The organism is Intrasporangium sp. (genome assembly GCF_032907665.1).
Taxonomy (GTDB): Bacteria; Actinomycetota; Actinomycetes; order Actinomycetales; family Dermatophilaceae; genus Intrasporangium.
In genome coordinates, this window is record NZ_JAJJPG010000014.1 from 1 (window position 1) to 25,136 (window position 25,136).

At 70.0% G+C, this 25,136-nt stretch carries 20 protein-coding genes; 2 read left to right on the plus strand and 18 right to left on the minus strand.

Translation table 11 applies throughout. From position 1 onward, the window contains the following. The 16 genes from LOY02_RS03890 to LOY02_RS03965 all read right to left on the minus strand — a co-directional run. Positions 1 to 3,017 (minus strand): DNA-directed RNA polymerase subunit beta' (locus tag LOY02_RS03890; protein ID WP_317181019.1); only part of this gene is annotated, 3,017 nt, incomplete at its 3' end. Between the two features lie 162 nt (positions 3,018 to 3,179). After that, the gene (gene rpoB, locus LOY02_RS03895) at positions 3,180 to 6,662 is read right to left on the minus strand and encodes a DNA-directed RNA polymerase subunit beta (RefSeq protein WP_410505912.1); all 3,483 of its coding nucleotides are present in this window, start codon (positions 6,660 to 6,662) and stop codon (positions 3,180 to 3,182) included. A 394-nt stretch (positions 6,663 to 7,056) separates the two neighbouring features. Further along, positions 7,057 to 8,079, minus strand: coding sequence for an agmatine deiminase family protein (locus tag LOY02_RS03900; RefSeq protein ID WP_317181021.1), 1,023 nt, complete (start codon positions 8,077 to 8,079; stop codon positions 7,057 to 7,059). Positions 8,080 to 8,088: 9 nt separating this feature from the next. After that, the gene (locus LOY02_RS03905; protein ID WP_317181022.1) at positions 8,089 to 9,048 is read right to left on the minus strand and encodes a nitrilase-related carbon-nitrogen hydrolase; all 960 of its coding nucleotides are present in this window, start codon (positions 9,046 to 9,048) and stop codon (positions 8,089 to 8,091) included. A gap of 140 nt (positions 9,049 to 9,188) precedes the next feature. Further along, positions 9,189 to 9,881 (minus strand): hypothetical protein, encoded by a 693-nt coding sequence (locus LOY02_RS03910; RefSeq protein ID WP_317181023.1) that lies wholly within the window; start codon positions 9,879 to 9,881, stop codon positions 9,189 to 9,191. Beyond that, complete coding sequence (locus tag LOY02_RS03915; protein ID WP_317181024.1) at positions 9,865 to 10,494, minus strand: hypothetical protein; 630 nt, start codon at positions 10,492 to 10,494, stop codon at positions 9,865 to 9,867. Before LOY02_RS03915 ends, LOY02_RS03910 begins: the two co-directional genes overlap by 17 nt. A 25-nt stretch (positions 10,495 to 10,519) precedes the next feature. Further along, positions 10,520 to 11,800, minus strand: a complete 1,281-nt coding sequence (locus tag LOY02_RS03920) for an MCE family protein (RefSeq protein WP_317181025.1) — start codon at positions 11,798 to 11,800, stop codon at positions 10,520 to 10,522. Beyond that, a complete protein-coding gene (locus tag LOY02_RS03925; protein ID WP_317181026.1) occupies positions 11,797 to 12,927 on the minus strand; it encodes an MCE family protein in 1,131 nt (376 codons plus the stop codon). Before LOY02_RS03925 ends, LOY02_RS03920 begins: the two co-directional genes overlap by 4 nt. Beyond that, positions 12,927 to 14,111: an MCE family protein gene (locus tag LOY02_RS03930; protein ID WP_317181027.1), complete on the minus strand. Its 1,185-nt coding sequence runs from the start codon at positions 14,109 to 14,111 to the stop codon at positions 12,927 to 12,929. The genes LOY02_RS03925 and LOY02_RS03930 overlap by 1 nt, the downstream gene beginning before the upstream one ends. After that, positions 14,111 to 15,199, minus strand: a complete 1,089-nt coding sequence (locus LOY02_RS03935) for an MCE family protein (RefSeq protein WP_317181028.1) — start codon at positions 15,197 to 15,199, stop codon at positions 14,111 to 14,113. Before LOY02_RS03935 ends, LOY02_RS03930 begins: the two co-directional genes overlap by 1 nt. After that, on the minus strand, positions 15,196 to 16,212 hold the full coding sequence (locus LOY02_RS03940) for an MCE family protein (protein ID WP_317181029.1): 1,017 nt from the start codon (positions 16,210 to 16,212) through the stop codon (positions 15,196 to 15,198). The genes LOY02_RS03935 and LOY02_RS03940 overlap by 4 nt, the downstream gene beginning before the upstream one ends. Then, a complete protein-coding gene (locus LOY02_RS03945) occupies positions 16,209 to 17,606 on the minus strand; it encodes an MCE family protein (protein WP_317181030.1) in 1,398 nt (465 codons plus the stop codon). Before LOY02_RS03945 ends, LOY02_RS03940 begins: the two co-directional genes overlap by 4 nt. Further along, positions 17,603 to 18,436, minus strand: coding sequence for an ABC transporter permease (locus LOY02_RS03950; RefSeq protein ID WP_317181031.1), 834 nt, complete (start codon positions 18,434 to 18,436; stop codon positions 17,603 to 17,605). Before LOY02_RS03950 ends, LOY02_RS03945 begins: the two co-directional genes overlap by 4 nt. A gap of 9 nt (positions 18,437 to 18,445) precedes the next feature. Further along, complete coding sequence (locus LOY02_RS03955) at positions 18,446 to 19,216, minus strand: MlaE family ABC transporter permease (protein ID WP_317181032.1); 771 nt, start codon at positions 19,214 to 19,216, stop codon at positions 18,446 to 18,448. 1 nt (position 19,217) lies between these two features. Continuing rightward, on the minus strand, positions 19,218 to 20,225 hold the full coding sequence (locus LOY02_RS03960) for an ABC transporter ATP-binding protein (RefSeq protein ID WP_317181033.1): 1,008 nt from the start codon (positions 20,223 to 20,225) through the stop codon (positions 19,218 to 19,220). An 89-nt stretch (positions 20,226 to 20,314) separates the two neighbouring features. Next, positions 20,315 to 21,193, minus strand: coding sequence for a LysR family transcriptional regulator ArgP (locus LOY02_RS03965; protein WP_317181034.1), 879 nt, complete (start codon positions 21,191 to 21,193; stop codon positions 20,315 to 20,317). Positions 21,194 to 21,262: 69 nt separating this feature from the next. On the opposite strand from LOY02_RS03965, the gene LOY02_RS03970 reads away from it, so the two are divergent. Then, positions 21,263 to 21,877, plus strand: coding sequence for a LysE/ArgO family amino acid transporter (locus LOY02_RS03970; RefSeq protein ID WP_317181035.1), 615 nt, complete (start codon positions 21,263 to 21,265; stop codon positions 21,875 to 21,877). 95 nt (positions 21,878 to 21,972) lie between these two features. Here the strand turns inward: LOY02_RS03970 and LOY02_RS03975 are convergent, their stop codons facing one another. Next, positions 21,973 to 22,884 carry a hypothetical protein gene (locus LOY02_RS03975; RefSeq protein ID WP_317181036.1) on the minus strand — a complete coding sequence of 304 codons (912 nt, stop codon included), beginning with the start codon at positions 22,882 to 22,884 and terminating at the stop codon, positions 21,973 to 21,975. 88 nt (positions 22,885 to 22,972) lie between these two features. Further along, positions 22,973 to 24,469 carry an amidohydrolase family protein gene (locus LOY02_RS03980; RefSeq protein ID WP_317181037.1) on the minus strand — a complete coding sequence of 499 codons (1,497 nt, stop codon included), beginning with the start codon at positions 24,467 to 24,469 and terminating at the stop codon, positions 22,973 to 22,975. Positions 24,470 to 24,521: 52 nt separating this feature from the next. Between LOY02_RS03980 and LOY02_RS03985 the strand changes: the two genes are divergently transcribed. Further along, positions 24,522 to 25,112, plus strand: a complete 591-nt coding sequence (locus LOY02_RS03985; RefSeq protein ID WP_317181038.1) for a TetR/AcrR family transcriptional regulator — start codon at positions 24,522 to 24,524, stop codon at positions 25,110 to 25,112. Positions 25,113 to 25,136 lie beyond the last annotated feature (24 nt).

The following is a 25,136-nucleotide window of genomic DNA, read 5'->3' on the forward strand; positions in this document are numbered from 1 at the left end:
CGCATCGTCAGCTGCGTGCCCGGCTCACCGATCGACTGGGCGGCGATGATGCCGACCGCCTCGCCGATGTCGACGAGCTTGCCGGTGGCCAGCGACCGGCCGTAGCACTTGGCACACGTGCCGACCTTGCTGTCGCAGGTGAGGACCGAGCGGACCTTGACCTGGTCGATGCCAGCGGCGTAGAGGGCACTGATGACGACGTCCCCGAGGTCGATGCCCGCCTCGGCGAGCACGGTGCCGTCGGCGTCGGTGACGTCCTCGGCGAGCGTGCGGGCGTAGACCGACGCCTCGACGACCTCCGAGAGGCTGCGCGTGCCCGTGGTCTCGTTGACCTGGGCGATCGGCAGGGTCAGGCCGCGGTCGGTGCCGCAGTCGTCCTCGCGGATGATGACGTCCTGCGACACGTCGACGAGACGACGCGTGAGGTAGCCGGAGTCGGCCGTCCGCAGAGCGGTGTCGGCCAGACCCTTGCGGGCACCGTGGGTCGAGATGAAGAACTCGAGCACAGTGAGGCCCTCACGGAAGTTCGCCTTGATCGGCCGCGGGATGATCTCACCCTTCGGGTTGGCCATGAGGCCGCGCATGCCCGCGATCTGGCGGATCTGGAACCAGTTACCACCCGCACCCGAGGACACCATCCGGTAGATCGGGTTGGTGCGCGGGAAGTTGGTCTCCATCTCCTTGGCGACCTGGTTCGAGGCCTGCGTCCAGATCTCGACGAGCTCCTGGCGGCGCTCGTCGTCGGTGATCAGACCGCGCTCGTACTGCGTCTGCACCTTCGCGGCCTTGGCCTCGTAGCCCTCGAGGATCTCCGTCTTGTTGCCAGGCGTCGTGACGTCGGCGATCGCGACGGTGCTGCCCGAGCGGGTGGCCCAGTAGAAGCCGGCCTCCTTGAGGGCATCGAGGGACGCGGCGACCTGGACCTTCGAGTAGCGCTCCGCGAGGTCGTTGACGATGGCCGACAGCGCCTTGCGGTCGATCGGCTTGTTGATGAACGGGTAGTCCACCGGCAGCGCGTCGTTGAAGAGCGCCCGGCCGAGGCTGGTCTCGACGATGATCGACGGGACCAGGCCGTCCCCCCCGGGCTCGACACCCTCCGGCAGCTCGAAGCCGGCGGGAGGCACGACGTCCGTCAAGCGGATCTTGATCGACGAACCGAGCTCGATCTCGCCACGGTCGAAGGCCATGCGCGCCTCCGACGGGGACGAGAACGCGCGCCCGGCACCCAGCCCGCCACCCTCGACGAGCTCGGTGAGGTGGAAGATGCCGGTGATCATGTCCTGCGTCGGCATCGTCACGGGACGGCCGTCGGCCGGCTTGAGGATGTTGTTGCTCGACAGCATGAGGATGCGGGCCTCGGCCTGCGCCTCTGCCGACAACGGCACGTGCACGGCCATCTGGTCACCGTCGAAGTCGGCGTTGAAGGCCGAGCAGACGAGCGGGTGGATCTGGATGGCCTTGCCCTCGACGAGCTGCGGCTCGAAGGCCTGGATGCCGAGGCGGTGCAGCGTCGGCGCCCGGTTGAGCAGCACGGGGTGCTCGGTGATGACCTCTTCGAGGACGTCCCACACGACCGGGCGGGCCCGCTCGACCATGCGCTTGGCCGACTTGATGTTCTGCGCGTGGTCGAGGTCGACGAGGCGCTTCATCACGAACGGCTTGAACAGCTCGAGGGCCATCTGCTTGGGCAGACCGCACTGGTGCAGCTTCAGCTGCGGGCCGACGACGATGACCGAACGGCCCGAGTAGTCGACGCGCTTGCCGAGCAGGTTCTGGCGGAAGCGGCCCTGCTTGCCCTTGAGCATGTCGGACAGCGACTTCAGCGGGCGGTTGCCCGGGCCGGTGACCGGCCGGCCGCGGCGGCCGTTGTCGAACAGCGCGTCGACGGCCTCCTGCAGCATCCGCTTCTCGTTGTTGACGATGATCTCGGGCGCGCCGAGGTCGAGCAGTCGCTTCAGGCGGTTGTTGCGGTTGATGACGCGACGGTAGAGGTCGTTGAGGTCCGACGTCGCGAACCGGCCACCGTCGAGCTGGACCATCGGACGCAGGTCCGGCGGGATGACCGGGATCGCGTCGAGGACCATGCCCGTCGGGTGGTTCGTCGTCATCTGGAACGCATTGACGACCTTGAGTCGCTTGATGGCGCGGGTCTTCTTCTGGCCCTTGCCGGTCGCGATGATCTCCTGCAGGGACGCAGCCTCGGCGTCGAGGTCAAACGACTCGAGGCGCTTCTGGATCGCCGCGGCGCCCATGCCGCCCTCGAAGTAGAGGCCGAAGCGGTCGCGCATCTCGCGGTAGAGGATCTCGTCACCCTCGAGGTCCTGGACCTTGAGGTTCTTGAACCGGTCCCAGACCTGCTCGAGGCGCTCGACCTGCTGGTCGGCCCGGCGCCGGATCGCGTTCATCTCGCGCTCGGCGGAGTCGCGGATCTTGCGCTTGGCGTCGGCCTTGGCGCCCTCGGCCTCGAGCGCGGCGATGTCCTGCTCGAGCTTCTGCGCCCGGGCCTCGACGTCGGCGTCGCGACGGTTCTCGATCTCCTTCTTCTCGACCTGGATCTGCGCCTCGAGCGAGGGCAGGTCCTGGTGGCGCTGCTCCTCGTCGACGTGCGTGATCATGTAGGCCGCGAAGTAGATGACCTTCTCGAGGTCCTTCGGGGCGAGGTCGAGGAGGTACCCGAGGCGTGACGGGACGCCCTTGAAGTACCAGATGTGCGTGACGGGGGCGGCGAGCTCGATGTGGCCCATCCGCTCGCGACGCACCTTGGCGCGGGTGACCTCGACGCCACAGCGCTCACAGATGATGCCCTTGAAGCGGACGCGCTTGTACTTGCCGCAGTTGCACTCCCAGTCCCGGGTGGGGCCGAAGATGCGCTCGCAGAACAGGCCCTCCTTCTCCGGCTTGAGGGTGCGGTAGTTGATGGTCTCCGGCTTCTTGACCTCGCCGTGGCTCCACTGGCGGATGGAGTCTGCAGTGGCGAGGCCGATGCGCAGCTCGTCGAAGAAGTTGACGTCCAGCACTGCGTGCTTCCTAACTGTCGTATGCCGTGAAAGGTTGTGTCTGTTGGTGGCTGACGTTCAGGCCGGGACGGGCTCCGCCCGGCGCGTCGTTCGTTCCGGCAGACCAAGCTCGCTTCGCTCGCGGTCTCCCGGCGCGCTTCGCGCGGGCCCGTCCCAGATCGTTTACACCTCTTCGACGCTGGACGGCTCGCGCCGGCTCAGGTCGATGCCGAGCTCCTCCGCCGCGCGGAAGACCTCCTCGTCGGACTCCTTCATCTCGATCGTGGTGCCCTCGGAGTTGAGGACCTCGACGTTGAGACACAGGGACTGCATCTCCTTGAGGAGGACCTTGAACGACTCCGGGATGCCCGAGTCGGGGATGTTCTCGCCCTTGACGATCGCCTCGTAGACCTTGACTCGGCCGGGGACGTCGTCGGACTTGATCGTGAGCAGCTCCTGCAGCGTGTAGGCCGCGCCGTACGCCTCGAGCGCCCAGACCTCCATCTCACCGAAGCGCTGGCCACCGAACTGGGCCTTACCGCCGAGCGGCTGCTGGGTGATCATCGAGTAGGGACCCGTCGAGCGCGCGTGGATCTTGTCGTCGACGAGGTGGTGCAGCTTGAGGATGTACATGTAGCCCACCGCGACCGGCTCGGGGAACGGCTCGCCAGAGCGGCCGTCGAAGAGCCGAGCCTTGCCCGTGCCGTCGACGAGGCGCACCCCGTCGCGCGTCGGCGTCGTCGAGTCGAGCAGGCCGGTGACGACCTGCTCCGACGCGCCGTCGAAGACCGGCGTCGCCACCCGGGAGCCGGCCGGCGCGTCGTATGCGTCTGCCGGGATCTCCTTCGCCCAGGCCGGCTTGCCCTCGACCTTCCAGCCGCGGTTCGCGGCCCAGCCGAGGTGCAGCTCGAGGATCTGGCCGAGGTTCATCCGTCGCGGCACCCCGTGCGGGTTGAGGATGACGTCGACCGGCGTGCCGTCCTCGAGGAACGGCATGTCCTCGACGGGCAGGATCTTGCTGATGACGCCCTTGTTGCCGTGCCGGCCGGCGAGCTTGTCACCGTCGGTGATCTTGCGCTTGTTGGCGACGTAGACGCGGACGAGCTGGTTGACACCCGGCGGCAGGTCGTCACCCATGTCGGCGCGGAACTCCTTGACGCCGATGACGGTGCCGGTCTCGCCGTGGGGGACCTTGAGGGACGTGTCCCGGACCTCGCGCGCCTTCTCGCCAAAGATCGCCCGAAGCAGGCGCTCCTCCGGGGTCAGCTCCGTCTCACCCTTGGGCGTGACCTTGCCGACGAGCAGGTCGCCGTCACGGACCTCGGCGCCGACGCGGATGATGCCGCGCTCGTCGAGGTCGGCGAGGACGTCCTCGGAGACGTTCGGGATGTCCCGGGTGATCTCCTCCGGGCCGAGCTTCGTGTCGCGGGCGTCGACCTCGTGCTCCTCGATGTGGATCGAGGAGAGGACGTCGTCCTGGACGAGACGCTGGCTGAGGATGATCGCGTCCTCGTAGTTGTGCCCCTCCCACGACATGAACGCGACGAGCAGGTTGCGCCCGAGCGCCATCTCGCCGCCGTCGGTGGCGGGACCGTCCGCGATGACGTCCCCGGCCTCGAGGCGCTGTCCCTCGTCGACCTGGACGACCTGGTTGTAGCTCGTCCCCTGGTTGGAGCGGGCGAACTTCGCGATGCGGTACGTCTGGTAGGTGCCGTCGTCGTTGGCGACGGTGACGAGGTCGGCGGAGACCTCCTGGACGACGCCGGCCTTGTCGGCGCGGACGACGTCACCCGAGTCGAGCGCGGCGCGGAACTCCATGCCGGTGCCGACGAGCGGGGCCTCGCTCTTGACGAGCGGCACCGCCTGGCGCTGCATGTTGGCACCCATGAGGGCCCGGTTGGCGTCGTCGTGCTCGAGGAACGGGATCATGGCGGTCGCAGCCGACACCATCTGGCGCGGGGAGACGTCCATGTAGTCGACGTCGTCGGCCGGGACGAGCTCGACCTCGCCGCCCTTGGTCCGGACGAGCACCCGCTCCTCGCTGAAGCGGCCCTTGTCGTCGACCGCCGCGTTGGCCTGGGCGACGACGAACTTGTCCTCCTCGTCCGCCGAGAGGTAGTGCACCTCGTCGGTGACGACGCCCTTGGTCACCTTGCGGTAGGGCGTCTCGATGAAGCCGAACGCGTTGATCCGCCCGTAGCTCGCGAGCGACCCGATGAGGCCGATGTTCGGGCCTTCAGGCGTCTCGATCGGGCACATGCGGCCGTAGTGCGAGTGGTGGACGTCGCGAACCTCCATCTGGGCGCGGTCCCGGGAGATACCACCCGGGCCGAGCGCGGACAGGCGACGCTTGTGCGTCAGACCCGCGAGCGGGTTGTTCTGGTCCATGAACTGCGAGAGCTGCGAGGTGCCGAAGAACTCCTTGATCGACGCCACGACGGGGCGGATGTTGATCAGGGTCTGCGGCGTGATCGCCTCGACGTCCTGGGTCGTCATGCGCTCGCGGACGACGCGCTCCATCCGCGACAGGCCGGTGCGGACCTGGTTCTGGATGAGCTCGCCCACGGACCGGAGGCGACGGTTGCCGAAGTGGTCGATGTCGTCGACCTCGACGCGGACGTCGATCTCCTCGCCGCCCTTGACGCCCTTCATCGAGTCCCGGCCGTCGTGGAGGGTCACGAGGAACCGGATCGTCGCGACGATGTCGTCGATCGCGAGGGTCGAGTCGTTGATCGGGCTGTCGAGTCCGAGCTTCTTGTTGATCTTGTAGCGGCCGACCTTGGCGAGGTCGTAGCGCTTCGGGTTGAAGTAGAGGTTGTCGAGGAGGGTCTGGGCGGCCTCCTTCGTCGGCGGCTCACCCGGGCGCAGCTTGCGGTAGATGTCGAGCAGCGCGTCGTCCTGGCCCTGCGTGTGGTCCTTCTCGAGGGTCAGGCGCATCGACTCGAAGTCGCCGAACTCCTCGAGGATCTGGGCCTCGGTCCAGCCGAGGGCCTTGAGCAGGACCGTGACGGACTGCTTGCGCTTGCGGTCGACGCGCACACCGACCATGTCGCGCTTGTCGATCTCGAACTCGAGCCAGGCGCCACGGCTCGGGATGATCTTGGACGTGTAGATGTCCTTGTCGGACGTCTTGTCGGGCGTGCGCTCGAAGTAGACGCCCGGGCTGCGGACGAGCTGCGAGACGACGACGCGCTCGGTGCCGTTGATGATGAACGTGCCGCGCTCGGTCATGAGCGGGAAGTCGCCCATGAAGACCGTCTGGCTCTTGATCTCGCCCGTCTGGGCGTTCATGAACTCGGCGGTCACGAAGAGCGGCGCGTCGTAGGTCTGGTCGCGCTCCTTGCACGCCTCGATCGTCTTGCGCGTCTCCTCGAAGCGGTGGTCGCGGAACGACAGCGACATCGAGCCGCTGAAGTCCTCGATCGGGGAGATCTCCTCGAAGATCTCCTCGAGGCCGGAATTGTCGGGGACGTCGGTGCGACCCTCGGCCTTCGCCGCGGCCACTCGGGCCTGCCAGCGCTCGTTGCCGAGGAGCCAGTCGAAGCTCTCCGTCTGAAGGGCGAGGAGGTCGGGGACCTCGAGGGGTTCGCGAATCTTCGCGAAGGACAGACGCCCGGAGGGAGTCTGTGCGGTGGACATGTTCGTCGCAGTACGCGCGGCAGCCAAGGAGGGTCCTTCCACGGGCCTTATCGTCTTCGTCATCAGCGCAACGCATGGCCCGGCACACGGAACCCGGGGCGTGGTCCGTGCGGGCGGCACGGCGAGGGACGCGACTGGGAGGCGTGTTGCGAGGGCATGGGCAGCGCAAAGGCCTAGCCTACCCACAAAGGGCAGGAGTGTCCAGCCGGGTCAAGAGGCGGAGGTCAGGGACCTCGACGTCTCCCGGACCGGGAGCCCCACGAAGGAACGCGACGAATATGGACCCCTCCCGTCGCCACGTCAAGCCCTTCCCGACTGTGGGCGCGTCGTGGACCGCCCAAACCGGCCCGTATGCCGCTGGGCTCGGTCGGCGGGACCGCACTCCCCCGGCCCTCCCGCCCACGACCGCGTCGAGGCGCGGTCAGACTGCAGGCTGCTGCTGCGTGATGCAGTGGATGCCGCCCCCGCGGTCGAAGAGCGGTCGGGCATCGACCCCGACGACCTCCCGGCCGGGGTAGGCATCGGCGAGGATGCCGAGGGCCCGCCCGTCCTGCGGGTCGTCGTAGGTGCAGGCGATGACGGCGTCGTTGACGACGAGGTGGTTGATGTAGGACCAGTCGACCGGACCCTCGGCGTCCGCGAGCGTCCGAGGAGCGGGCACCCCGACCACCTCGAACCGCTGGCCCCGGGCATCCCGTGCCTCGGACAGCACGTCGCGCAGCTCGCGGGAGACCACGTGGTCCGGGTGTGACGGGTCCTCCTGCTCGTGCAGGAGCACCACTCCCGGCGAGGGGATGGTCGCGACGATGTCGACGTGCCCGCGCGTGCCGAACTCGTCGTAGTCGCGGGTCAGGCCACGTGGCAACCAGATCGCGTGGGTCGCCCCGATCGTCCGGGCGAGCTCGGCCTCGACGTCTGCCCTGGTCAGGGTCGGGTTGCGGCCGGGGTCGAGCTGCACCGTCTCGGTGAGCAGCACGGTGCCGAGGCCGTCGACGTGGATCCCGCCGCCCTCGTTGACGAGGTCCGACGGGATGAGCTCGGCAGGCGTGTGCCCGGCGACGAAACCGCCGATCCGCGCGTCGTGCTCCCACGTCGCCCAGGACTGGGCGCCCCAGCCGTTGAAGACCCAGTCGACGGCTCCCAGGCGCCCGTCGTCACCGATGACGAACGTCGGGCCGATGTCGCGCATCCACGCGTCGTCGAGCGCGGCCGGGACCAGCTCCACGTCCGGGTGCAGGTAGCGCTCTGCGACGGCGACGTCGTCGGGGACCACGACCATCCGCACCGGCTCGAAGTCGATGACGGCGTTGGCCACCGCCGCCCAGGTCCGCCGCGCCTGCTCCACCTCGTCGGGCGTGTCACCGAGCGTGTAGCCCTGGCTCGGCCACGCCATCCACGTGCACTCGTGGCGCGCGGTCTCCGACGGCATCCTCCAGTCGGTCACGTCGCCACCTCAGCCGGCGTCGCGCTGGTGCTCGGCACGGACCGGCTCGACGAGTGCGCCGTAGGAGTCGGGCCGCCGCGTCGCGAGGAAGGGGAAGAGGTCGAGCCAGTCGTCCCGCTGGGCCAGGTCGAGGTCGGCGACGAGGACCGCCGACTCGTCGCGCGGCGCCTGCACGAGGACCCGGCCGTAGGGGTCGGAGATGAACGACGAGCCGTAGAAGGTGATCAGTCCTTCGGTGCCGTAGCGGTTGGGGACGACCATGAAGAGGCCGTTGGCGATGCCGTTGCCGACGATGACCTGCTGCCAGAGCGGCTGGGTGTCGAAGTCGGGGTGGTCGGGCTCCGAGCCGATGGCCGTCGGGTAGCACAGCACCTGTGCGCCGGCGAGCGAGTAGAGGCGGGCCACCTCGGGGAACCACTCGTCCCAGCACGTCGGCAGACCCAGACGGAGGGGCGGGTCCTCGAGCGTGACGACGGGATACGCCTGATCCGCGGGGCCCGGCCGGAAGTACTTGTCCTCGTAGTAGCCGGCGGTCACGGGGATGTGGGTCTTGCGGGTGCGCGCGACGACGTCCCCGGACGGCGCGACCAGCACGGCCGTGTTGAAACCGAGGCCGTCTCCGTGGTCGGCGTGCTCGTAGAGGGACGCGTGCACGTGGACGCCGAAGTCGCGGGCTGCCTCACGGGCGAAGCGCACCGTCGGCCCCGTCTCGAGGTCCTCTGCGCGATCGCTCGGTGTGCCCTCCGGCAGAGTGTCGGCCGGGTAGCGAGACAGCGTCAGCTCGGGGAGGAAGACGACCTTGGCTCCGGCTTCGGCGGCAGTCCGGATCCCGTCGCGGAGCGTCTCCACGAGCGAGGTGGGGTCGTCGACCCACGCGTGCTGGACGAGCCCGACGCGGACGGGCGGGGTCGCCGGCTCGTCAACGCGGGCGAGGGACTCAGGGACGTCGTTGGCCTCGATCAGCTTCACGCCACGCAGTATGACGCACGGGAGCTCACGGGCCTTGGCGGCCCTGCGCCCCCGGGCAACACGCCCGGTGGTTGGCAACTGGCCACTGATATTTCCGTCATGGGTTGTCAGGTGCCGGGCGTGTTGCGGATGCGGTGGGGTCAGTAGGCCTCGAGGCCGCTGAGGAGCCAGCGGTCGCCCACCTTGGTCATCGTGGCGATGACCCGGTTCTGGTCGATGGCCGGAGTCTGCTGCGCCGTCGAGGTCGTCGCCTGGTTGACGAAGGCCATGACGCGCACGACGCTTCCGGCCCCCCCGTCGCCCGTCGCGTCCATCACCCCGGCCTCGTGGACCTTCGCCAGCACGGTGGCGTCGTTCTCGACGGCGAGCGGCCCGATGTCGGTCCGAGCGACCTGCCCGAACTCGTCCTTGAAGGGGTTCGTGAGCAGGGGCAGCACCTCGGCGACGTGCGTGTCGAAATCGGTGCTGGCATAGCTGAGCACCGTCTCCAGGGTCGTCCGGGCCGACCCGACGGCCGCAGTGCGGTCGGCCTCCGTGAGGGCCGACCGGAGGGAGTAGGCGAGGACGGTCGTGAGCAACGCCAGCGCCAGGGTCGCCGTGATGGCTGCCGCCCCGCGGGAGGTGAGGGTATGCCGCTGGGCTCGCTTCCCGGGTCCGCCGGCCCTCGGGTGGTCGGCCGCCTCGGTCGCGGCGGGGTCGCGGACCTCTGGCGCGCTCTCGCCGGCTCGCACCGGTCGCTCGGGCGCTCGCCTCGAGCCCGCGACGCGCCGACGTCGCGGTCTCGCATCCCGGCCGTCGGCCTGGTGTCTGCGCAGGTCAGCCGACGAAGTCAAGGGAGCTCACCTTCCAGGTGTCACCGGTCTTCTCGAGGCCGAGGCGCAGTCGGTACGTCTTCTTCTCCGGCTTGGGCGTGGCGGTGTTGGTGGTCGGGGCGACGATGCCGACGATCACCTGGGCGGAGTCGTCGTCGCCGCTGACGAACGCCGCCTCGGCGCGCTCGACGGTCGACACGCTCCGGTTGGCCTCGACGACCGGTTTGAGCTGGGCGAGCGTGCTCTCGTACTGCTTCTTGAACTCCCCCGTCGCGCCGGCCACGACGCGGGCAGTGTCGACGTCGAAGGTCTTCGCATCGAGGGTCACGAAGTTCACGGCCAGCTGTCGGCCGGCGGCGAGGGCCTCCGCCCGGGTGGCGGCGTCGCGGTGGTCCTCCCACGCGCTTCGACCGAGGGTGGCGGCCACGGCGATCGCCGTGGCAGCCAGGACTGCCGCCAGGAGCCAGAGGGCCCGGGGGCGCCCCGTGCGGGCTCCCCTCAGACCCGCACGGGGCTGCTCGAGGGGCGGGGGCTCGCCCTGAGCGCTCGGGGCGACCTGAGCGACCCGAGCCCCCTGAGCGCTCGGGGTGCTCGGGGTGCTCGGCCGTGCATCCGCCGCAGTGGTGGTCGTCATGAGAGGCTCCCTTCCGTCCCGCGCGTCACCGCACGGCCTCCTGCATCATCCAGAGCCAGCTCCGCGGCCCCGAGACGCCGGCCGGGACGACCGGGGTCTGCACGGACAACGAGGCGCGGTCGGCGAAGGTCACGCCCGACCCCGCCGATGTCACGGGCGTCGACTCCTGGGCCATCGGGTAGCCCTGCCCGCCACCCCTCCGGGGGCGGGGTGCGTTCTGCGCCCCCCGGACGTTGGCGCCGGAGCCCCGTGCGGCGGCGCAGTGGGCCTCGAGGTTGGTGGGGGGCAGCCCGTCGGTCCGGTGAGGCTCGACCTTCTTCGTGCCCTCGTAGCCGACGTCGCAGGCTGGGGGTTCGTCGACGTTGAGGACGAGCCCGAAGTGGGCGGTGCCGTCGCCGGGCACCACGGTGAAGCCCCCCTCCACGACGTAGGGGTAGGTCACGAGGAGCTGCTCGATGCCGTCGAGCCGGGCCGTGGTGACGTTGCCGATGGTGATGAGGTTGGCGATGAGGGCCGCGAGGTCCTGCTTGTTCTCCGTGATGAGGGCGTCGAGCTCACCCACCGCAAGCGCCCCGCGGTCGAGGACGACTCGCAGGTCGGGGTCCGCGAGGCGGAGGGCGTCGGCAACGTCGGCGAGGCCCTGCATGGTCGTGCGGAGGTCGTGCGCGCTCGCGACCTGGGTGCCGAGCGCGATGCGCGCGTCGTCGATCAGTGCGGTCGTCTCCGGCAGGGCCTCGCTGGCCGCCCGGGTGAGGCGGTTGCCCGAGTCGAGAAGCAGCTGGAGATCGCGACCACCATCACGGAAGGCGGCGGCGAGCTCGTCGACGGTCGTGACCAGCTCAGACCTGGGCACGGACGACACCGTCGCGTTGACGTGACTGAGGAGACGGTCGATCCGCAGTGGGGTCGCGGTGTCCCGCCGCGGGATCACGTCACCCGCCCTGAGCGGGGTGCCCCGGTCGGTGCGGGGTTGGAGGTCGAGGTACTGCTCGCCGACGGCCGAGCGGTTCTCGACCACGGCGCGGGTGTCCTTCGGCACCTCGACGCCCCGGTCGAGACGCGCGTCCACGAGAACTCCGTCCTTCGCCAGTCGGATCTGCTCGACGGTTCCGACGGTCACGCCGCGGTACGTCACCTCCGCGCCGACGAAGATCCCACCCGACTCGGCGAGGTCGGCGGAGACGACGTAGCTGCCGCCGAGGAGCCGGTCCGTGAGTCCCACGTAGTCCGCCGAGAGGACGGAGACGAGGCCCAGCGACAGGAGGAGGAAGGCAGCGAGCCTGAGCCGCACGGCACGGGTGATCATCGGAGTCCTCCCAGCTCGAACAGGGACGTCCACGAACCGCCGGATCCGCTCGGCCCCGGCACCGCTGGAGACTCCACCGACTCCGTCCGCGCCGCCGAGTCGGCGGGCGGCGATGCGGAGTGCAGCGAGTCGGGCAGTCGGGCGACGCCCACGGTCTCGGCCAGCGCCTGGAGGTCCGTGTCGAGGGTGATCCACAGGTTGGTGTAGTCGCCCTTGATCGCAGCGGCCGAGGTGCTCGGGAAGGGATAGGTCAGGAGCAGCTGGTAGGACTTGGGCAGGTTGTCTCCGGCCTCGTTGAGGTTGGTGAGGATGGGGGCGAGCGCCCGCAGGTTGGCCTCGAGGTCCGCCCGGGATCCCTCGATGACGCGCGTTCCGACCTCGCCGAGATCGGCGAGCGCGCTGAGCATGGCCGTGAGCTGTTGCCGCTGGTCGGCGAGGATCGCGAGGCCTCGGGGCAGCTCGTCGAGCGCGGCGGCGATGGTGTCCTGGTTCGCCGCCATGGTCGCCGAGAGCCGGTCCAGGCTGTCGATCGCCTGCACGATGTCGCCCTTCTGGTCGTCGAGCCCACCGATGAAGGCCCCGAGGTCGTCGATGAGGTCAGCGACGACGTCGCTGCGGCCCCGCAGAGCGTTGCTGAGCTCGGACTCGATCGTCTTGAGCTGGGCGACGCCACCGCCATTGAGCAGCAAGGACATCGCCCCGAGGACCTCTTCCACCTCAGGGTGGCGGGCGGAGCGGTGGAGGGGGATCCGGTCCCCTTCGCCCAGTCGTCCCCGCGGAGCCTCGGCCGGGGCAGCCAGGGACACGTACTTCTCGCCGAGCAGGGAGGTCTGCCGCAGTTCGGCCACTGCGTTGTCCGGCAGCTCGAGACTGCGTGGCAGGCGCAGCGTGACGACGGCCGTCCACCCGGCGACCTCGATGGCCTCGACCGAGCCCACCGTGACCTGGTTGACCTTGACCGAGGACTGCGGCACGAGGTCGAGCACGTCGGCGAACTCCACGGTCACCGCGAAGGAATCCGGGCCGGCACCGGCTCCCCCCGGCAGGGGCAGGTCGTAGGCGCTGCATCCCGAGAGCATGGTGGCGACGGCGACGGCGATGGCCGCTGCTGGCCGGCCCTGCCGCATCACCGTTCACCTCCGAGCAGTCCGCCGAGGGTCGGGTCGGCGCCGCGCACGTCGACGAGCCCTCCCGGCTGCGGCTCGCCCCGCAGGGTCGTGCCCGACGGCACCGAGGCGAGCTCCGGCAGGCGCGGGACGAGGGCCGCCTCGAGGGCGTCGCAGATGCCGGAGTTCCCGGTGTTCGTCGGTCCGGTGAGGATCGAGCAGACCAGCAGCAGGGGGTCGTCGAGGCCCTTGGTGTTGTTGCGTGTGTCGAGCGTGCCGGTCTCGGGGTGGTAGGCGTTGGAGAGATTGCTCAGCGCGACCGGCGCGTTCTCCAGCGCCTCCGCGAGCGCCTCGCGCTGCGCGACGAGTGACGAGGTCACCGAGACGAGGCCTTCGACGTCAGACTTGACGAGGCTCCGGTTGTCCGTGACGAAGGTGGACACCTCGTCCAAGGCCACGCCGAGATTCTCCAGGGCGCCACGGAGGTTGGCGCGCTCCTCCCGCAGCTGCAGGGAGACCGTGGCCAGGTCCGAGTTGAGCCGGCGGACGGCGGCGTTGTTGTCCGCGAGCATGGTCGTGAACGTCTGCAGGTGACGAACCGTCCCGAAGAGGTCCCCGCGGTGCTCCGACAGGGTCGTGACCGCCCATGACAGGTCCTTGACCGTCTGCCCGAGTCGCGCGCCGTTGCCCTCGAGGTTGGCCGCGGACGTCTCCAGCAGTGCGCTGAGCGCACCGTCCTGGTTGGCCCCGTCTGGACCGAGGGCCACCATGAGGTCGTCGAGACTCTGCGACACGCGATCGAGCTCGACGGGAACCGCCGTCCGTTCCAGTGGGATCCGGCCGCCATCGGCCATGACCGGGCCGCGCGTCCACACGGGCAGCAGCTGGACGTAGCGGTCCGACACGAGTGAAGGGGCGACGATGGCCGCCTGCGCATCCTCTGGCACGCGGTGGCGGTCGTCGACGGAGAAGGTGACGCGCACGTGCCGGCCATGCGGCTCGACGGTGTCGACCTGCCCCACCTTCACCCCGAGGATCCGCACGTCGGACCCGGGATAGAGCCCGACCGCCCGGACGAAGTCCGCGCTGTAGGTGAGCTGTGAGGTCCGCGGCCAGAAGGCGGCCGCTGCGGCGACGAGACCGACGAGGACCAGGCCAGCCAGGATCCGGGCTGCCGCACCGTGCACACGCTGTCGTCCGGCCATCAGCGGCTCCCTCCGCTCGGGTTCGCGCCGCCCGGCGGCGCCTGCTGCTGTTCCGCCAGGTCGGCCAGGTCGGGCAGGTGGAGATCCGGGAGGTCGGTCCCCGGCAGGGCGAGCCCCGGGGCACCCACGGGGACGACGAGGTTCGACACCCACGTGTCGAACCACCGGCCGGTCCCGAGCGTGTTCGCGTAGACCCGGGTGAACGGGGCCATGAGCGCGATGGTCCGCTGGAGAGCGGCGTCATGCTTCTTCAGCAACGCGAGTGTGGCTTCGAGCTCCTTCAGGGCCGGACCGAGCTGCTCACGGTTGTCCCGCACAAGACCGGTGAGCTGCCGTGCCAGGGCGGAGGTGTTCGTGAAGAGGGCCCGGATGTCGTCACGTCGCCTCGCGAGCTCCACCATGAGCAGGTCCGCGTCCTCGATGAGGGTCTCGAGCTGCCCGGTCCGGGTGGCGACGAGGCCGGTCACGCCGTTCGCGCGGGAGAGGAGCTCCCCCAGCTGCTCGTCTCGGCTCGCGATCGTCCGGGACAGCCGGGAGAGGCCGTCCAAGGTCCCCCTGACGTGCTTCGGGCTGTCCTCGAACTCCGTCGCCAGCACCGTCAGGGCCTCGGCAAGCGCATCGGTGTCGACGTGCTCCGTCGTCGTCGTCAGGTCCTGGAAGGCATTGACGATGTCGTAGGAGCTGACCGTCCGGGCCAGCGGGATCTGGGAGCCGGCCGTGAGCTGGCCCTGGCCCCGCGGCTCGAGCGCGACGTACTTCTCGCCGAGGATCGTCTTCATCCGGATCGACGCGCGGGTGGCGGGCCCGAAGCCGGCATCGTCGGTGACGACGAAGTCGACGCGCACGTGGGCGCCTTCGAGGTCGACGCCCGTGACCTCGCCGACCTTCACCCCGGCGATGCGGACGTCGTCATCGGGCTTGATCCCTCCGGCCTCGGTGAAGGCAGCGCTGTAGGAGGTGCCCCCACCGATGAGCGGCAGGCTCGACGCGTTGAAGGAGGCCCAGAGCAGGGCGGCGATGACGGCGAGCCCGACGGCTCCGATCGGCACGGGGTTGCGCTCCCGGAACGGGACGAAGCTGCGGCTCACGAGCACCTCGCTGAGGACACCTGGTAGGTCGGGCTGACGCCCGGCAGGATCGGGTTCGTCATGTCGAACTGGCACAGGTAGAAGTTGAACCAGGAGCCGTAGGTCGCCGTCCGCGTCAACTGCTCGAGCCGCTGCGGGGCGCTCTCGATGAAGGAGGCGAACTCCCGGACGTTCGCAGGTTTGTTGAGCGTCGCGGCGAGGGTGCGCAGCTGACCGACGTCTTCCTTGATGAGCGGGCGCGTCGTCATGAGCAGGTCGGCCGTCTCGGCGGACAACGCGTTGATCCCCGACAGGCTCCGCCCGATCGTCTCGCGGTCCTCGGCGAGCCCGCTCGTGAAGCGCTGGAGCTGGTCGATGAGGGAGAGCAGCTGGTCGTCGTGGTCCTCGACGGTCCCGAGGACGGCGGTCAGGTTGTCGATGGTGCGGCCGATGACGGCGTCGCGATCGGCGATGGCCGTCGTCAACGACGCTGTCCGGGACAGCAGGGCGTTGATGTCGCTGCCTTGTCCCTGCAGAGTCTGGACGATGAGGCCGGACAGCTCGTTGACGTCCTGGGGCGACAGGGCGGCGAAAAGCGGCTTGAAGCCATTGAAGAGCACCGTGAGATCGAGTGCGGGGTGCGTCCTCGAGAGGGGGATCGTCCCGCCGTCCGGGAGCGGCCGCGCGCCGCCCGGGCCCTGGGTCAGCGCGAGATAGCGTTGGCCGACGAGGTTGCGGTACTTCAGCGTCGCCTCCGTCCCCTCGGTGAGCACTGACGTCTTGAGCACCTGGAACTCCACGACCGCGGAGGCGCGGTCCTGGCCCACGCGCACACCAGTGATCTCCCCGACGCGGACCCCGGCGATTCGCACGTCCTGGCCGGGCGCGACTCCGGTCGCATCACTGAAGACCGCCTGGTAGACCGCCTTGGCCCCGACCTGGACGTTGGCGATGGTCAGGGCGAGGATGCTCGTCGCCACGAGGGTGACCACAGCGAACAGGAGGAGCTTGACGAGGCTGCCCGTTGTCCTCATCGGTTGCTCACCACCGTCCCGCGGAGGAGCGGACCGGCGAGCAAGGTCTGGATGCCGCTGGGGCGGCTGTCGCTGTCACGCGCGAGCAGTGCCGCGACCACCTGCTGTTCCTCCGCGGTGCCGGACGCCCCGCTGTCCGTCCGGACGCCGCCCTGGAACCCCGACGGCAGCGCGGACATCACAGACAGCTCAGACGGCTCAGACAGCTCAGACAGCTCGGTGAGCAGTGGTCGCTCCCTGCCCCGTTCGGACCCGTCCCGCGGTGGAGGCGGCTGATACGGGTCAGCCTGTGACCCGTCAGGACTCGGGAGGCCAGCGCAGTTCGGACCCTTCTTGTCGAGCCATTGCGGCTCCTCTCCCACGTGATAGGGGTCGCGAGGGGGCACGGTCTCGAGGGTGATGTGCAGCCGCTCGTTCGCGAAGGCGCCCTCGATGCGTGGGATCCAGTTGACGAGGGCCTCGGTGAAGCACGGGTAGTTCGGGGCGTACCTCGCGAGCAGCTCGCTCGTCGGCCGGGTGACCTGACCGACCTGGATGATCCGCTCCTCGTTGTCCCGAAGGAAGCCCTCCAGGGTGTGGGCCAGACCAGCGGTGCCGACGAAGAACCCGGCAAGCTGCTGGTCCTTCTCGACGATGGTCCGGTTGGTGACGCGGAGCGACTCCGCGAGTCGGAAGAGGTCCGGGCTGAGGTCGTCGTAGAGGTCGAGGGTGTCGGCGAGCAGACCGATGTCCTCCTGGAGAGCCGGCAGCTTCCGGTTGAGGCGTGCGACGTAGTCGTCGAGGATCTCGACGTGCTCGCCGATGGCGTCCCCCCGACCTTCGAGGGTGCTCGACAGGGAGCCGAGCGTCGTCGCCAGCTTGGCCGGCTGCACCGCACGGAGCAGCGGGTCGAGGTTGTCGAGCACGGTCTCGAGCTCGATGGCGACCCGGCTCCGGTCCTGACCGATGACGTCGCCCTCGGCGATGCTCCGGCCAGCCGGGGAACCGGCGTCGGCGGGTCGCCGGGGAAGGACGAGGTCGACGTAGCGCTCACCGAAGAGGGTCTTGGGCAGCAGCCGAGCGCTGACGTCGGCCGGGATCATCGCAACGTGCTCCGGGTGGAGGGCCAACCCCAGTCTGGCGCCGGTCGCGGTGACCTCGATGCTCCGGACCTCGCCGACCACGAGCCCGCGGAGCTTGACGTCTGCGTGCTCCTGGAGCTGGCTGCCGAGGCGGGTGGTCTCGAGGGAGACGAGCACGACCGGGGTGAACCGCTTCTGGTACGCCGCGACGGACAGGCCGAGGAGGATGGTCACGACGACGATGAAGATGACGCCGTAGGCCTTGAGGCCGAGCCGCCAGCGCGTGTGCTGGGTCAGCGGCCCGGCGGCGATGTCCCTGCTCCGGGAACTCATCCGGCGATCCTCACGCTCGTCGTCGCGCCCCAGATGGCGAGCGACAGGAAGAAGTCGACGACGTTGATGGCGACGATCGAGGTGCGCACAGCCGTCCCCACCGCGACCCCGACACCTGCCGGACCGCCCGCAGCGGTGTAGCCGTAGTAGCAGTGGATGAGGATGATGACGACGGCGAAGACGAGGACCTTGACGAAGGACCAGAGGATGTCGCCCGGGGGCAGGAAGAGGTGGAAGTAGTGGTCGTAGGTCCCCTCCGACTGCCCGAAGTAGGACGTCGCGATGAAGCGGGTGGCCGCGTAGGAGCTGAGCAGCCCGATGACATAGAGCGGGACGACAGCGACGAAACCGGCGATCATCCGCGTCGTGACGAGGAAGGGCAGGGACGGCACGCCCATCACCTCGAGCGCGTCGACCTCCTCGGAGATGCGCATCGCCCCGAGCTGAGCAGTGAACCCGCACCCCACGGTCGCCGCGAGCGCCAGCCCGGCGACGAGCGGGGCGATCTCCCGCGTGTTGAAGTACGCCGAGAAGAACCCGGTGAAGGCGCCCGTTCCGAGCTGCTCGAGGGACGAGTAGCCTTGCAGCCCGACCTCGGTGCCGGTGAAGAAGGCCATGAAGGCGATGACGCCGACGGTGCCGCCGATGACGGAGAGGGCACCGGTTCCGAGCGACACCTCCGCGAGCAGTCGCACGACCTCCCTCTTGTAGCGCCGCATCGTCCGGCCGCTCCAGGCGAGCGAGCGCACGTAGAACCGCATCTGCTCGCCGAGGGAGTCGAGGGCGCGGGCCGGACGGGCGACCAGTCGGGTCTGCTGCACGGAACTCATCGCGGCCACCTAGAGCTTCTGCGGGACGACCTGGAAGTACACGGCCGTGATGACGAAGTTGACGACGAACAGGAGCATGAAGGTGATGACGACGCTCTGGTTCACGGCGTCGCCGACTCCCTTCGGGCCACCGCCGGCGCCAAGGCCCTTGTGGGCGGCGACGATGGCGGCGATCGCCCCGAAGACGAGGGCCTTGAACTCCGCGGCCCAGAGGTCGGGCAGCTGGGCGAGCGCGGTGAAGGACGCGATGTAGGCGCCCGGGGTCCCGCCCTGGACGACGACGTTGAAGACGTAACCCCCGACGACACCGACGACGGAGACGAGGCCGTTGAGCAGGACGGCGACGAGCATGGACGCGAGGACACGCGGCACGACGAGCCGCTGGATGGGGCTGATCCCGAGGACCTCCATCGCGTCGATCTCCTCGCGGATCTTGCGCGACCCGAGGTCGGCACAGATGGCGGAGCCACCCGCGCCCGCGATGAGCAGGGCCGTGACGATGGGCGACGCCTCCCGGAGCACCGCGAGCACCGACGCTGCGCCGGTGTAGGACTGGGCGCCGAGCTGGCGGGTCAGCGTGCCGAGCTGGAGCGAGATGACCGCACCGAAGGGGATCGCCACGAGGGCGGTCGGCAGGATCGTGACGCTCGCGATGAACCACGCCTGCTGGATGAACTCCTTGACCTGGAAGGGCCGTCGTGGCAGCGCTCGCAGGACGTCGAGCGCGAGGGCGAAGAGCGAGCCGGACTGTCGCAGGGCGCCCGTGACGACGGTGGCCACGTCAGCCCACCCCACCCGGCTGGGCGGCCACGGCTGTGGCGGGCGCGCGCCCAGCGGCATACGGCCTGGCCTTGGTGTCGTGGAGCGCGCCCACCTGGGACGACTCGAACGACCCGGGCGGCGGTGTCACGCCGTGGGAACGGCACCACTCCCCGGCTGCTCGCGCGGTCCGGCGAACCCTGCCGTCCGAGGGCGGGAGCTGGAGCGGGATCGGAGGAAGCGGAGGCAGCTCCTGTCCCGACTCCGCCGCGAGCTCGTCGGCGTCCTTCTCCTCGGACATCCCGATCGGGCCGACGCGCTGGGCGCCCAGGAACTGCCGCACGACCGGCTCCTCCGAGCTGAGCAGCATCTCCCGCGGCCCGAACATCGCGAGGTGCCGGTGGTAGAGCAGGCCGATGTTGTCCGGAACCGTGCGCGCCGTGTTGATGTCGTGCGTGACGATGAGGAACGTCGCCTCGATCTGCGCGTTGAGGTCGACGATCAGCTGGTTGAGGTAGGCCGTGCGCACCGGGTCCAGGCCCGAGTCCGGCTCGTCGAAGAGGATGATCTCGGGGTCGAGCACGAGGGCCCGCGCCAGACCGGCGCGCTTGCGCATCCCGCCCGAGATCTCCCCCGGCAGCTTGCCCTCCGCCCCCTGCAGGCCGACGAGGTCGATCTTCTCGCCGACGATGCGCCGGATCTCGCTCTCCGACTTCTTCGTGTGCTCCCGCAGGGGGAAGGCGATGTTGTCGTAGAGGCTCATCGAGCCGAAGAGCGCGCCGTCCTGGAAGAGGACCCCGAAGAGCTTGCGCACCTCGTACAGGTCGTGCTCCCGCAGTCGTGTCAGGTCCTGGCCGTTGATGACGATCGAGCCCCGGTCCGGTTTCAGCAGACCGACGAGGGTCTTGAGGAAGACCGACTTGCCCGTGCCCGACGGGCCCAGCATGACCGAGATCTCGCCCGCGGGCAGGGTCAGGGTGACGTCGCTCCAGATCGTCTGCGACCCGTTTTTTAATGATACGGCCACCACCGAGATCTACACGCCCATGTGGCACCTACCGTTCCCAACCGTCTCGACTCGGTACGGGGAGAACGAGGCCGGGGCCGGGAGGTTACGCCTCAGACCTGGTCGAGCTGGGACGTGGCGGCGCCGACGACCGCGGCCGTGACGGCGTCCAGCGCCCGGGAGGCGACCCGCCAGACCTGCCAGTGGAGGGTCACGGGCGTCACCCATCCCGGGTCGAGGGTGACGAGGGTGCCACGTGGGTCCTGCAGGTCCGGGACCATTCCCCAGCCCACGCCCCTGCGCACCGCGCCCACGAACTGCGCGGAATCTGGGACGAACGTCTGGGGCGGCGCCTGCGTGACGCCGAGCCGCTCGAGCAGCCCGCTCTGCATCCGGTCCTTCCGGTCGAACTGCACGATCGGTGCGAGGGCGAGACGGTCCGGGTCTGGTCCGTCCGGGAACCACCGCCGGGAGAACGACCGGGAGGCCTTGGCCCGGTAGGTCAGGGTGCCGAGTCGCCGGACCGCGCAGCCCTGCACCGGGACCGGCTCGGTCGTCACCGCGCCCATGACCTCCCCCGAGCGCAGCAGGTCGGCGCTGACGTGCTCGTCGTCGCGCCGGACCTCGAGCTCGACGTCTCCTGCGGTCGCGACCACGGCCAGCGCGTCGGCGAACCATGTGGCGATCGAATCCGCGTTGACCACGATGGGGATGCGCACGCGGCCGGATGCGAGGGCACCGTCGGCGCGGAGCAGCTGTGCGGTCTCGTCCGCGAGGTGGGCCAGCTGTCGGGCGCTCCGGAGCAGGGCCGTGCCCCGAGCGGTCGGCTGCACCGGTTTCGTCCGCTGCAGCAGGACGGTGCCCGCAGACGTCTCGAGAACCTTGATGCGCTGGCTCACCGCTGACGGGGTGAGGTGCAGGGCACGGGCGGCGGCCTCGAAGGTGCCGTGGTCGACCACGGCGACGAAGGCGCGAAGCTGGTCCAGATCCATGTAGCGATGCTAATCATTCGTCACAAACTTTTGCTGGTCTTCATGGCTGGTCAAGCCTAGGGTCGCGCTGTGGTCCTTCTCTCCCCCGCTCTCGCCGGCTTCGGCACGGGAGCCAGCCTCATCGTGGCCATCGGCGCCCAGAACGCCTTCGTCCTGCGCACCGGCCTCGCGCGACGCTGGGTGCTCCCTGTCGTCCTCGTCTGTCTCGTGTCCGACGTGGCGCTCATCGTGGCCGGTGTGGCCGGGATCGGCTCGATCACCGCTCGAGCGCCGTGGGCCCTCGACGTGGTGCGGTGGCTGGGAGTTGCCTTCCTCGTGGGTTATGCGGTGCTCGCGCTGCATCGAGCGGCCCGACCATCGGCCTTGGTCGCGGAGGGCGCCTCGGAGCGGTCACCGCGCCGGGCCGTTCTCACCGCCATGGGGCTGACGTGGCTCAACCCCCACGTCTACCTCGACACGATGGTGCTCATCGGCTCGCTCGCCGTGGCCCAGGGCGACCCGGGCCGGTGGGCCTTCGGCGCCGGCGCGGTGCTGGCGAGCGCGCTCTGGTTCCCGCTCATCGGCTTCGGAGCCGCGCGGCTGGGACGCTTCCTGACCAAGCCGACGGCCTGGCGCGTCATCGATGCCGTCATCGCGGTGCAGCTGCTCGTCCTGGCCGTCGCCCTGGCCCGGCCCGCAGCCTGACCGCCTGACCGCCTGGCCCTCGCTGATCCGGCGCGCCCCAGCCTGCCTCGCACGGGCTCGGGCCATCCCGGGGTCCCGCCGGTGTCACGGGCGGATCAGCCCCTGGCGAGCTCGACGTCCTCGGTGTCCTGCCCGATCCGGATCCGGACTCCCCGGACGTCCGCCGTCGCCGGATGGTCACCGAACCGCGCGAAGACCTCGTTGAGCCGCGCGAAGGTCTCGACCGTCGGCTCGGGAGGCTCGCCGTCGGCGTTGCCGGTCAGACCGGTGACGCGGTGCCCGTCACCGAGGCTGAACTTCGCCGACAGCCGGCTCACCGGGGAGCCTCGCCGCTCCTCGATACCGCGCCGCAGGATCGTCGCCGCTTCCCGGGCGACGTCGGTTCCTGGGGCCGGGGCAGGCTCATCGGTGGCGGGCTCCGCACCCTGGGGATTCTCGGGAACCGGGGGCGGAGGGGACGCAGGCGGCGCAGGCGGCGCGGAGGCACCTTCCGAAGCAGCGGCCTGGCCCGCCTCGGCCGTTGCTGGCGGGGGCACGGTCGGGGGACGCCGCTCGGCGTGGCCCTCGGAGAGGAACCCGACCCCGGCGTACTCGATCTTGGCGAAGTCGACCCGTTCGTCACGGGCCAGGGAGTTGTCGATGACGAAGGCGACGTTGACCGGCAGGTCCACCATCCGCGAATGCAGCTGCTGTCCCACGAAACGGGCGCAGACGAGGAGGGCATGGACGCGGACCATCGGACGGCCCTTGCGATCGGGCACCTGCTGCTCCGGCTCGACCCTCCCCTGGTCGAACCCCTCCGGCGGATAGAAGTGCAGGGGGCGTCGCAGGACCATGAGCGAGTAGTCCGGGCGGTCCGAGCCCGGCATGAGCCGGTAGAGCTCGCCGTTCACCGGGAGCTGCCACGTGAGTTCCTCGGGAGCCAGGTCGAAACGCGAGAGGTGGACGAGAGGGCCGTACTTGCCGACCGGCGAGGGCGGCGGGGCGGCGACTCCTGGTGAATCCATGAGCTCAACCTACCTGCGGCCGACGCCGTCGTGGCGACTGACGGATGGGGAGCACTCCCCACCGTCAGTCGGTCGGGGCGGAGCCACGTCACCCCGTGGCAGCCGCCGCAGCCACCTGCTCCAGGATCCGGACACGTTCGGCCGAGTCGATGACGCGGCCCCGATGCACCACGGACACGATCCTGGTCGTGTTGGCGATGTCTGCGAGCGGATCGGCGTCGAGGACGACGAGGTCCGCGACCTTGCCGGGCGCCACCGTCCCGATCTCGTGGTCGAGACCCAGCATGCGCGCCGGCGTCGCCGTCGCGGCCTCGATCGCCTGCTGCGGAGTCAGGCCGGCGCGGACCAGCGCGGCGAGCTCGTCATGGAGCCCGAAGCCGGGAACCACGAAGGGGACGTCCCCGCCGTCCGTGCCCGCGATGACGGGGACGCCGGCGCGGGCCAGGGCCTCCACGAACGCCCGTCGCTCCTCGAGCAGCAGGCGTCGCTGGGCGGCCTCCTCCGGCGTGCGGCTGCCGATGAGGAGGTTCTCCAGGCCCCAGCGCCAGCCGTCGGCGAGAGGCTGCGGGACATACCGAAGTCGCGCGTCGACACGGTCCACCTCCTCTGGTCGGTCGAGCACCTCGTAGGTGCCGAGCGTCGGGACGACGTGGACGCCCGTCTCCGCGAGGTCGGCGAGCAGCGCGGCCTCCTTCGCCGGGTCGCGGCTGTCGATCGCTGCCCACTCGAGCCGGTGGATCTCCCGCGCCCACGTCAGGTAGTCCCCGGGGGCGAACGTCAGGTCCGCCAGCTGCTCTCGGAGCTCGGCCTCGCGAGCCGACACGGAGTACCAGGCCGAGTAGAGGTGCTCGATGCTGGACTGCCCGGATCGGGCCGCATCCTCGAACGGCACCTCGTCCGGGCAGTGCCCTGCGAACTCGATCCCGACTCGACGGGCCTCATCGACGATCGCGCGGTAGAGCTCGGGGGACAGCCGGGAGTACACCTTGACGAAGTCCGCGCCGTCGACCTGCGCCTGCCGGACCGCGGCGCGCGCCTGCTCCGCGTCTGCCACGAGGTGGAACGACGGGGGGCTCCCGATGCTCGGCACGCCGTCGACGACGGCGCTGCCCACGACCGAGCGCGGACCGAGGAGATCGCCCCGCTCGATGCGCCCTCGCCAGTCCCGGAGCGTCGGGCTCCCCGACATCTCCCGAACCGTGAGGACGCCGCTCGCCACGTGGAGCAGGGGCGAGATGCGCTCGTCGACGATGCTGTGGACGTGCGCGTCGACGAAACCTGGCAGGAGGAACCTTCCGGCGAGGTCGATGACCTCGGCGTTGGCCGGCACCGGGATCCGCCGGCCCCGGGCGAGGATGCGGTCGCCCCGCACGAGGACGGTCTCGGAGGGGTTCGAGCCTCGCGCGTCGATGACGGTGATCCCTGTCAGGGCGGTCAGGCGCTCGGGATCTGAGGTGGCCCTGGAGGTGCGCGCGGCCGGTGCGGCCGATGCCGGGGACACGGCTGACGCTGCCGCGCCGACGGCCAGCGCCGCCCCGGCTCGGATCACCACTCGGCGACTCGTCTGATTCTTTATCTCTGACATGCTGTCCAAGATAAGCCGTTGACGAGAGAGCCGTCCACTAAGATCTGACAACATGTCAGAGATCCCGCCGCGCCAGCGCCGCCGACGGACCGACGCCACGCGGAGCGAGGCAGCCATCCTCGAGTCCGCCACACGGCTCCTCTCCCGGGAGCCAGGAGCCAACATGGAGCAGATCGCGCACGCGGCTGGGGTGAGTCGCCAGACGGTCTACGCGCACTTCCACACCCGCGACGCGCTGGTCGAGGCCGTCACCGACGCCGTCGCCGGCGAGGTAGCCGCGGAGCTGGACGAGGCGCGTCTCGACGAGGTCCCGGCCACCGACGCGTTGCGCCGCCTGCTCGACGCCAGCTGGGCGGCTCTGCAGCGCTACCCGCATCTCATGACCGCAGCATCCAGACCACGCTCGCGCTCCGGCGACGCGCGCCACGAGGGAGTCTCTCTTCACCTGGCCCGGATCATCGACCGGGGCCAACAGTCCGGTGAGTTCTCGGCGGAGCTGCCCACCGCATGGCTCAGCACGGCCATCATCACGCTCGGCCACGCCGCCGGCGATGCGATCGCCGATGGTCAACTCGCGCCCGACGAGGCGGCGCGGGTCCTGCTCGAGTCCGCGCGGAGGCTCTGTGGCGCCGCCACCTCATGAGCCGGCTCAGCGGCATACGGCTGA

Excerpts from the sequence above, each read along its gene's own strand:
- LOY02_RS03950 (WP_317181031.1), bottom strand. The coding sequence starts at position 18,436 with ATGAGTTCCGTGCAGCAGACCCGACTGGTCGCCCGTCCGGCCCGCGCC.
- LOY02_RS03965 (WP_317181034.1), bottom strand. The coding sequence starts at position 21,193 with ATGGATCTGGACCAGCTTCGCGCCTTCGTCGCCGTGGTCGACCACGGC.
- LOY02_RS03925 (WP_317181026.1), bottom strand. The coding sequence starts at position 12,927 with ATGCGGCAGGGCCGGCCAGCAGCGGCCATCGCCGTCGCCGTCGCCACC.
- LOY02_RS03975 (WP_317181036.1), bottom strand. The coding sequence starts at position 22,884 with ATGGATTCACCAGGAGTCGCCGCCCCGCCGCCCTCGCCGGTCGGCAAG.
- LOY02_RS03985 (WP_317181038.1), top strand. The coding sequence starts at position 24,522 with ATGTCAGAGATCCCGCCGCGCCAGCGCCGCCGACGGACCGACGCCACG.
- LOY02_RS03915 (WP_317181024.1), bottom strand. The coding sequence starts at position 10,494 with ATGACGACCACCACTGCGGCGGATGCACGGCCGAGCACCCCGAGCACC.
- LOY02_RS03920 (WP_317181025.1), bottom strand. The coding sequence starts at position 11,800 with ATGATCACCCGTGCCGTGCGGCTCAGGCTCGCTGCCTTCCTCCTCCTG.
- LOY02_RS03980 (WP_317181037.1), bottom strand. The coding sequence starts at position 24,469 with ATGTCAGAGATAAAGAATCAGACGAGTCGCCGAGTGGTGATCCGAGCC.
- LOY02_RS03930 (WP_317181027.1), bottom strand. The coding sequence starts at position 14,111 with ATGGCCGGACGACAGCGTGTGCACGGTGCGGCAGCCCGGATCCTGGCT.
- LOY02_RS03945 (WP_317181030.1), bottom strand. The coding sequence starts at position 17,606 with ATGAGTTCCCGGAGCAGGGACATCGCCGCCGGGCCGCTGACCCAGCAC.
- LOY02_RS03940 (WP_317181029.1), bottom strand. The coding sequence starts at position 16,212 with ATGAGGACAACGGGCAGCCTCGTCAAGCTCCTCCTGTTCGCTGTGGTC.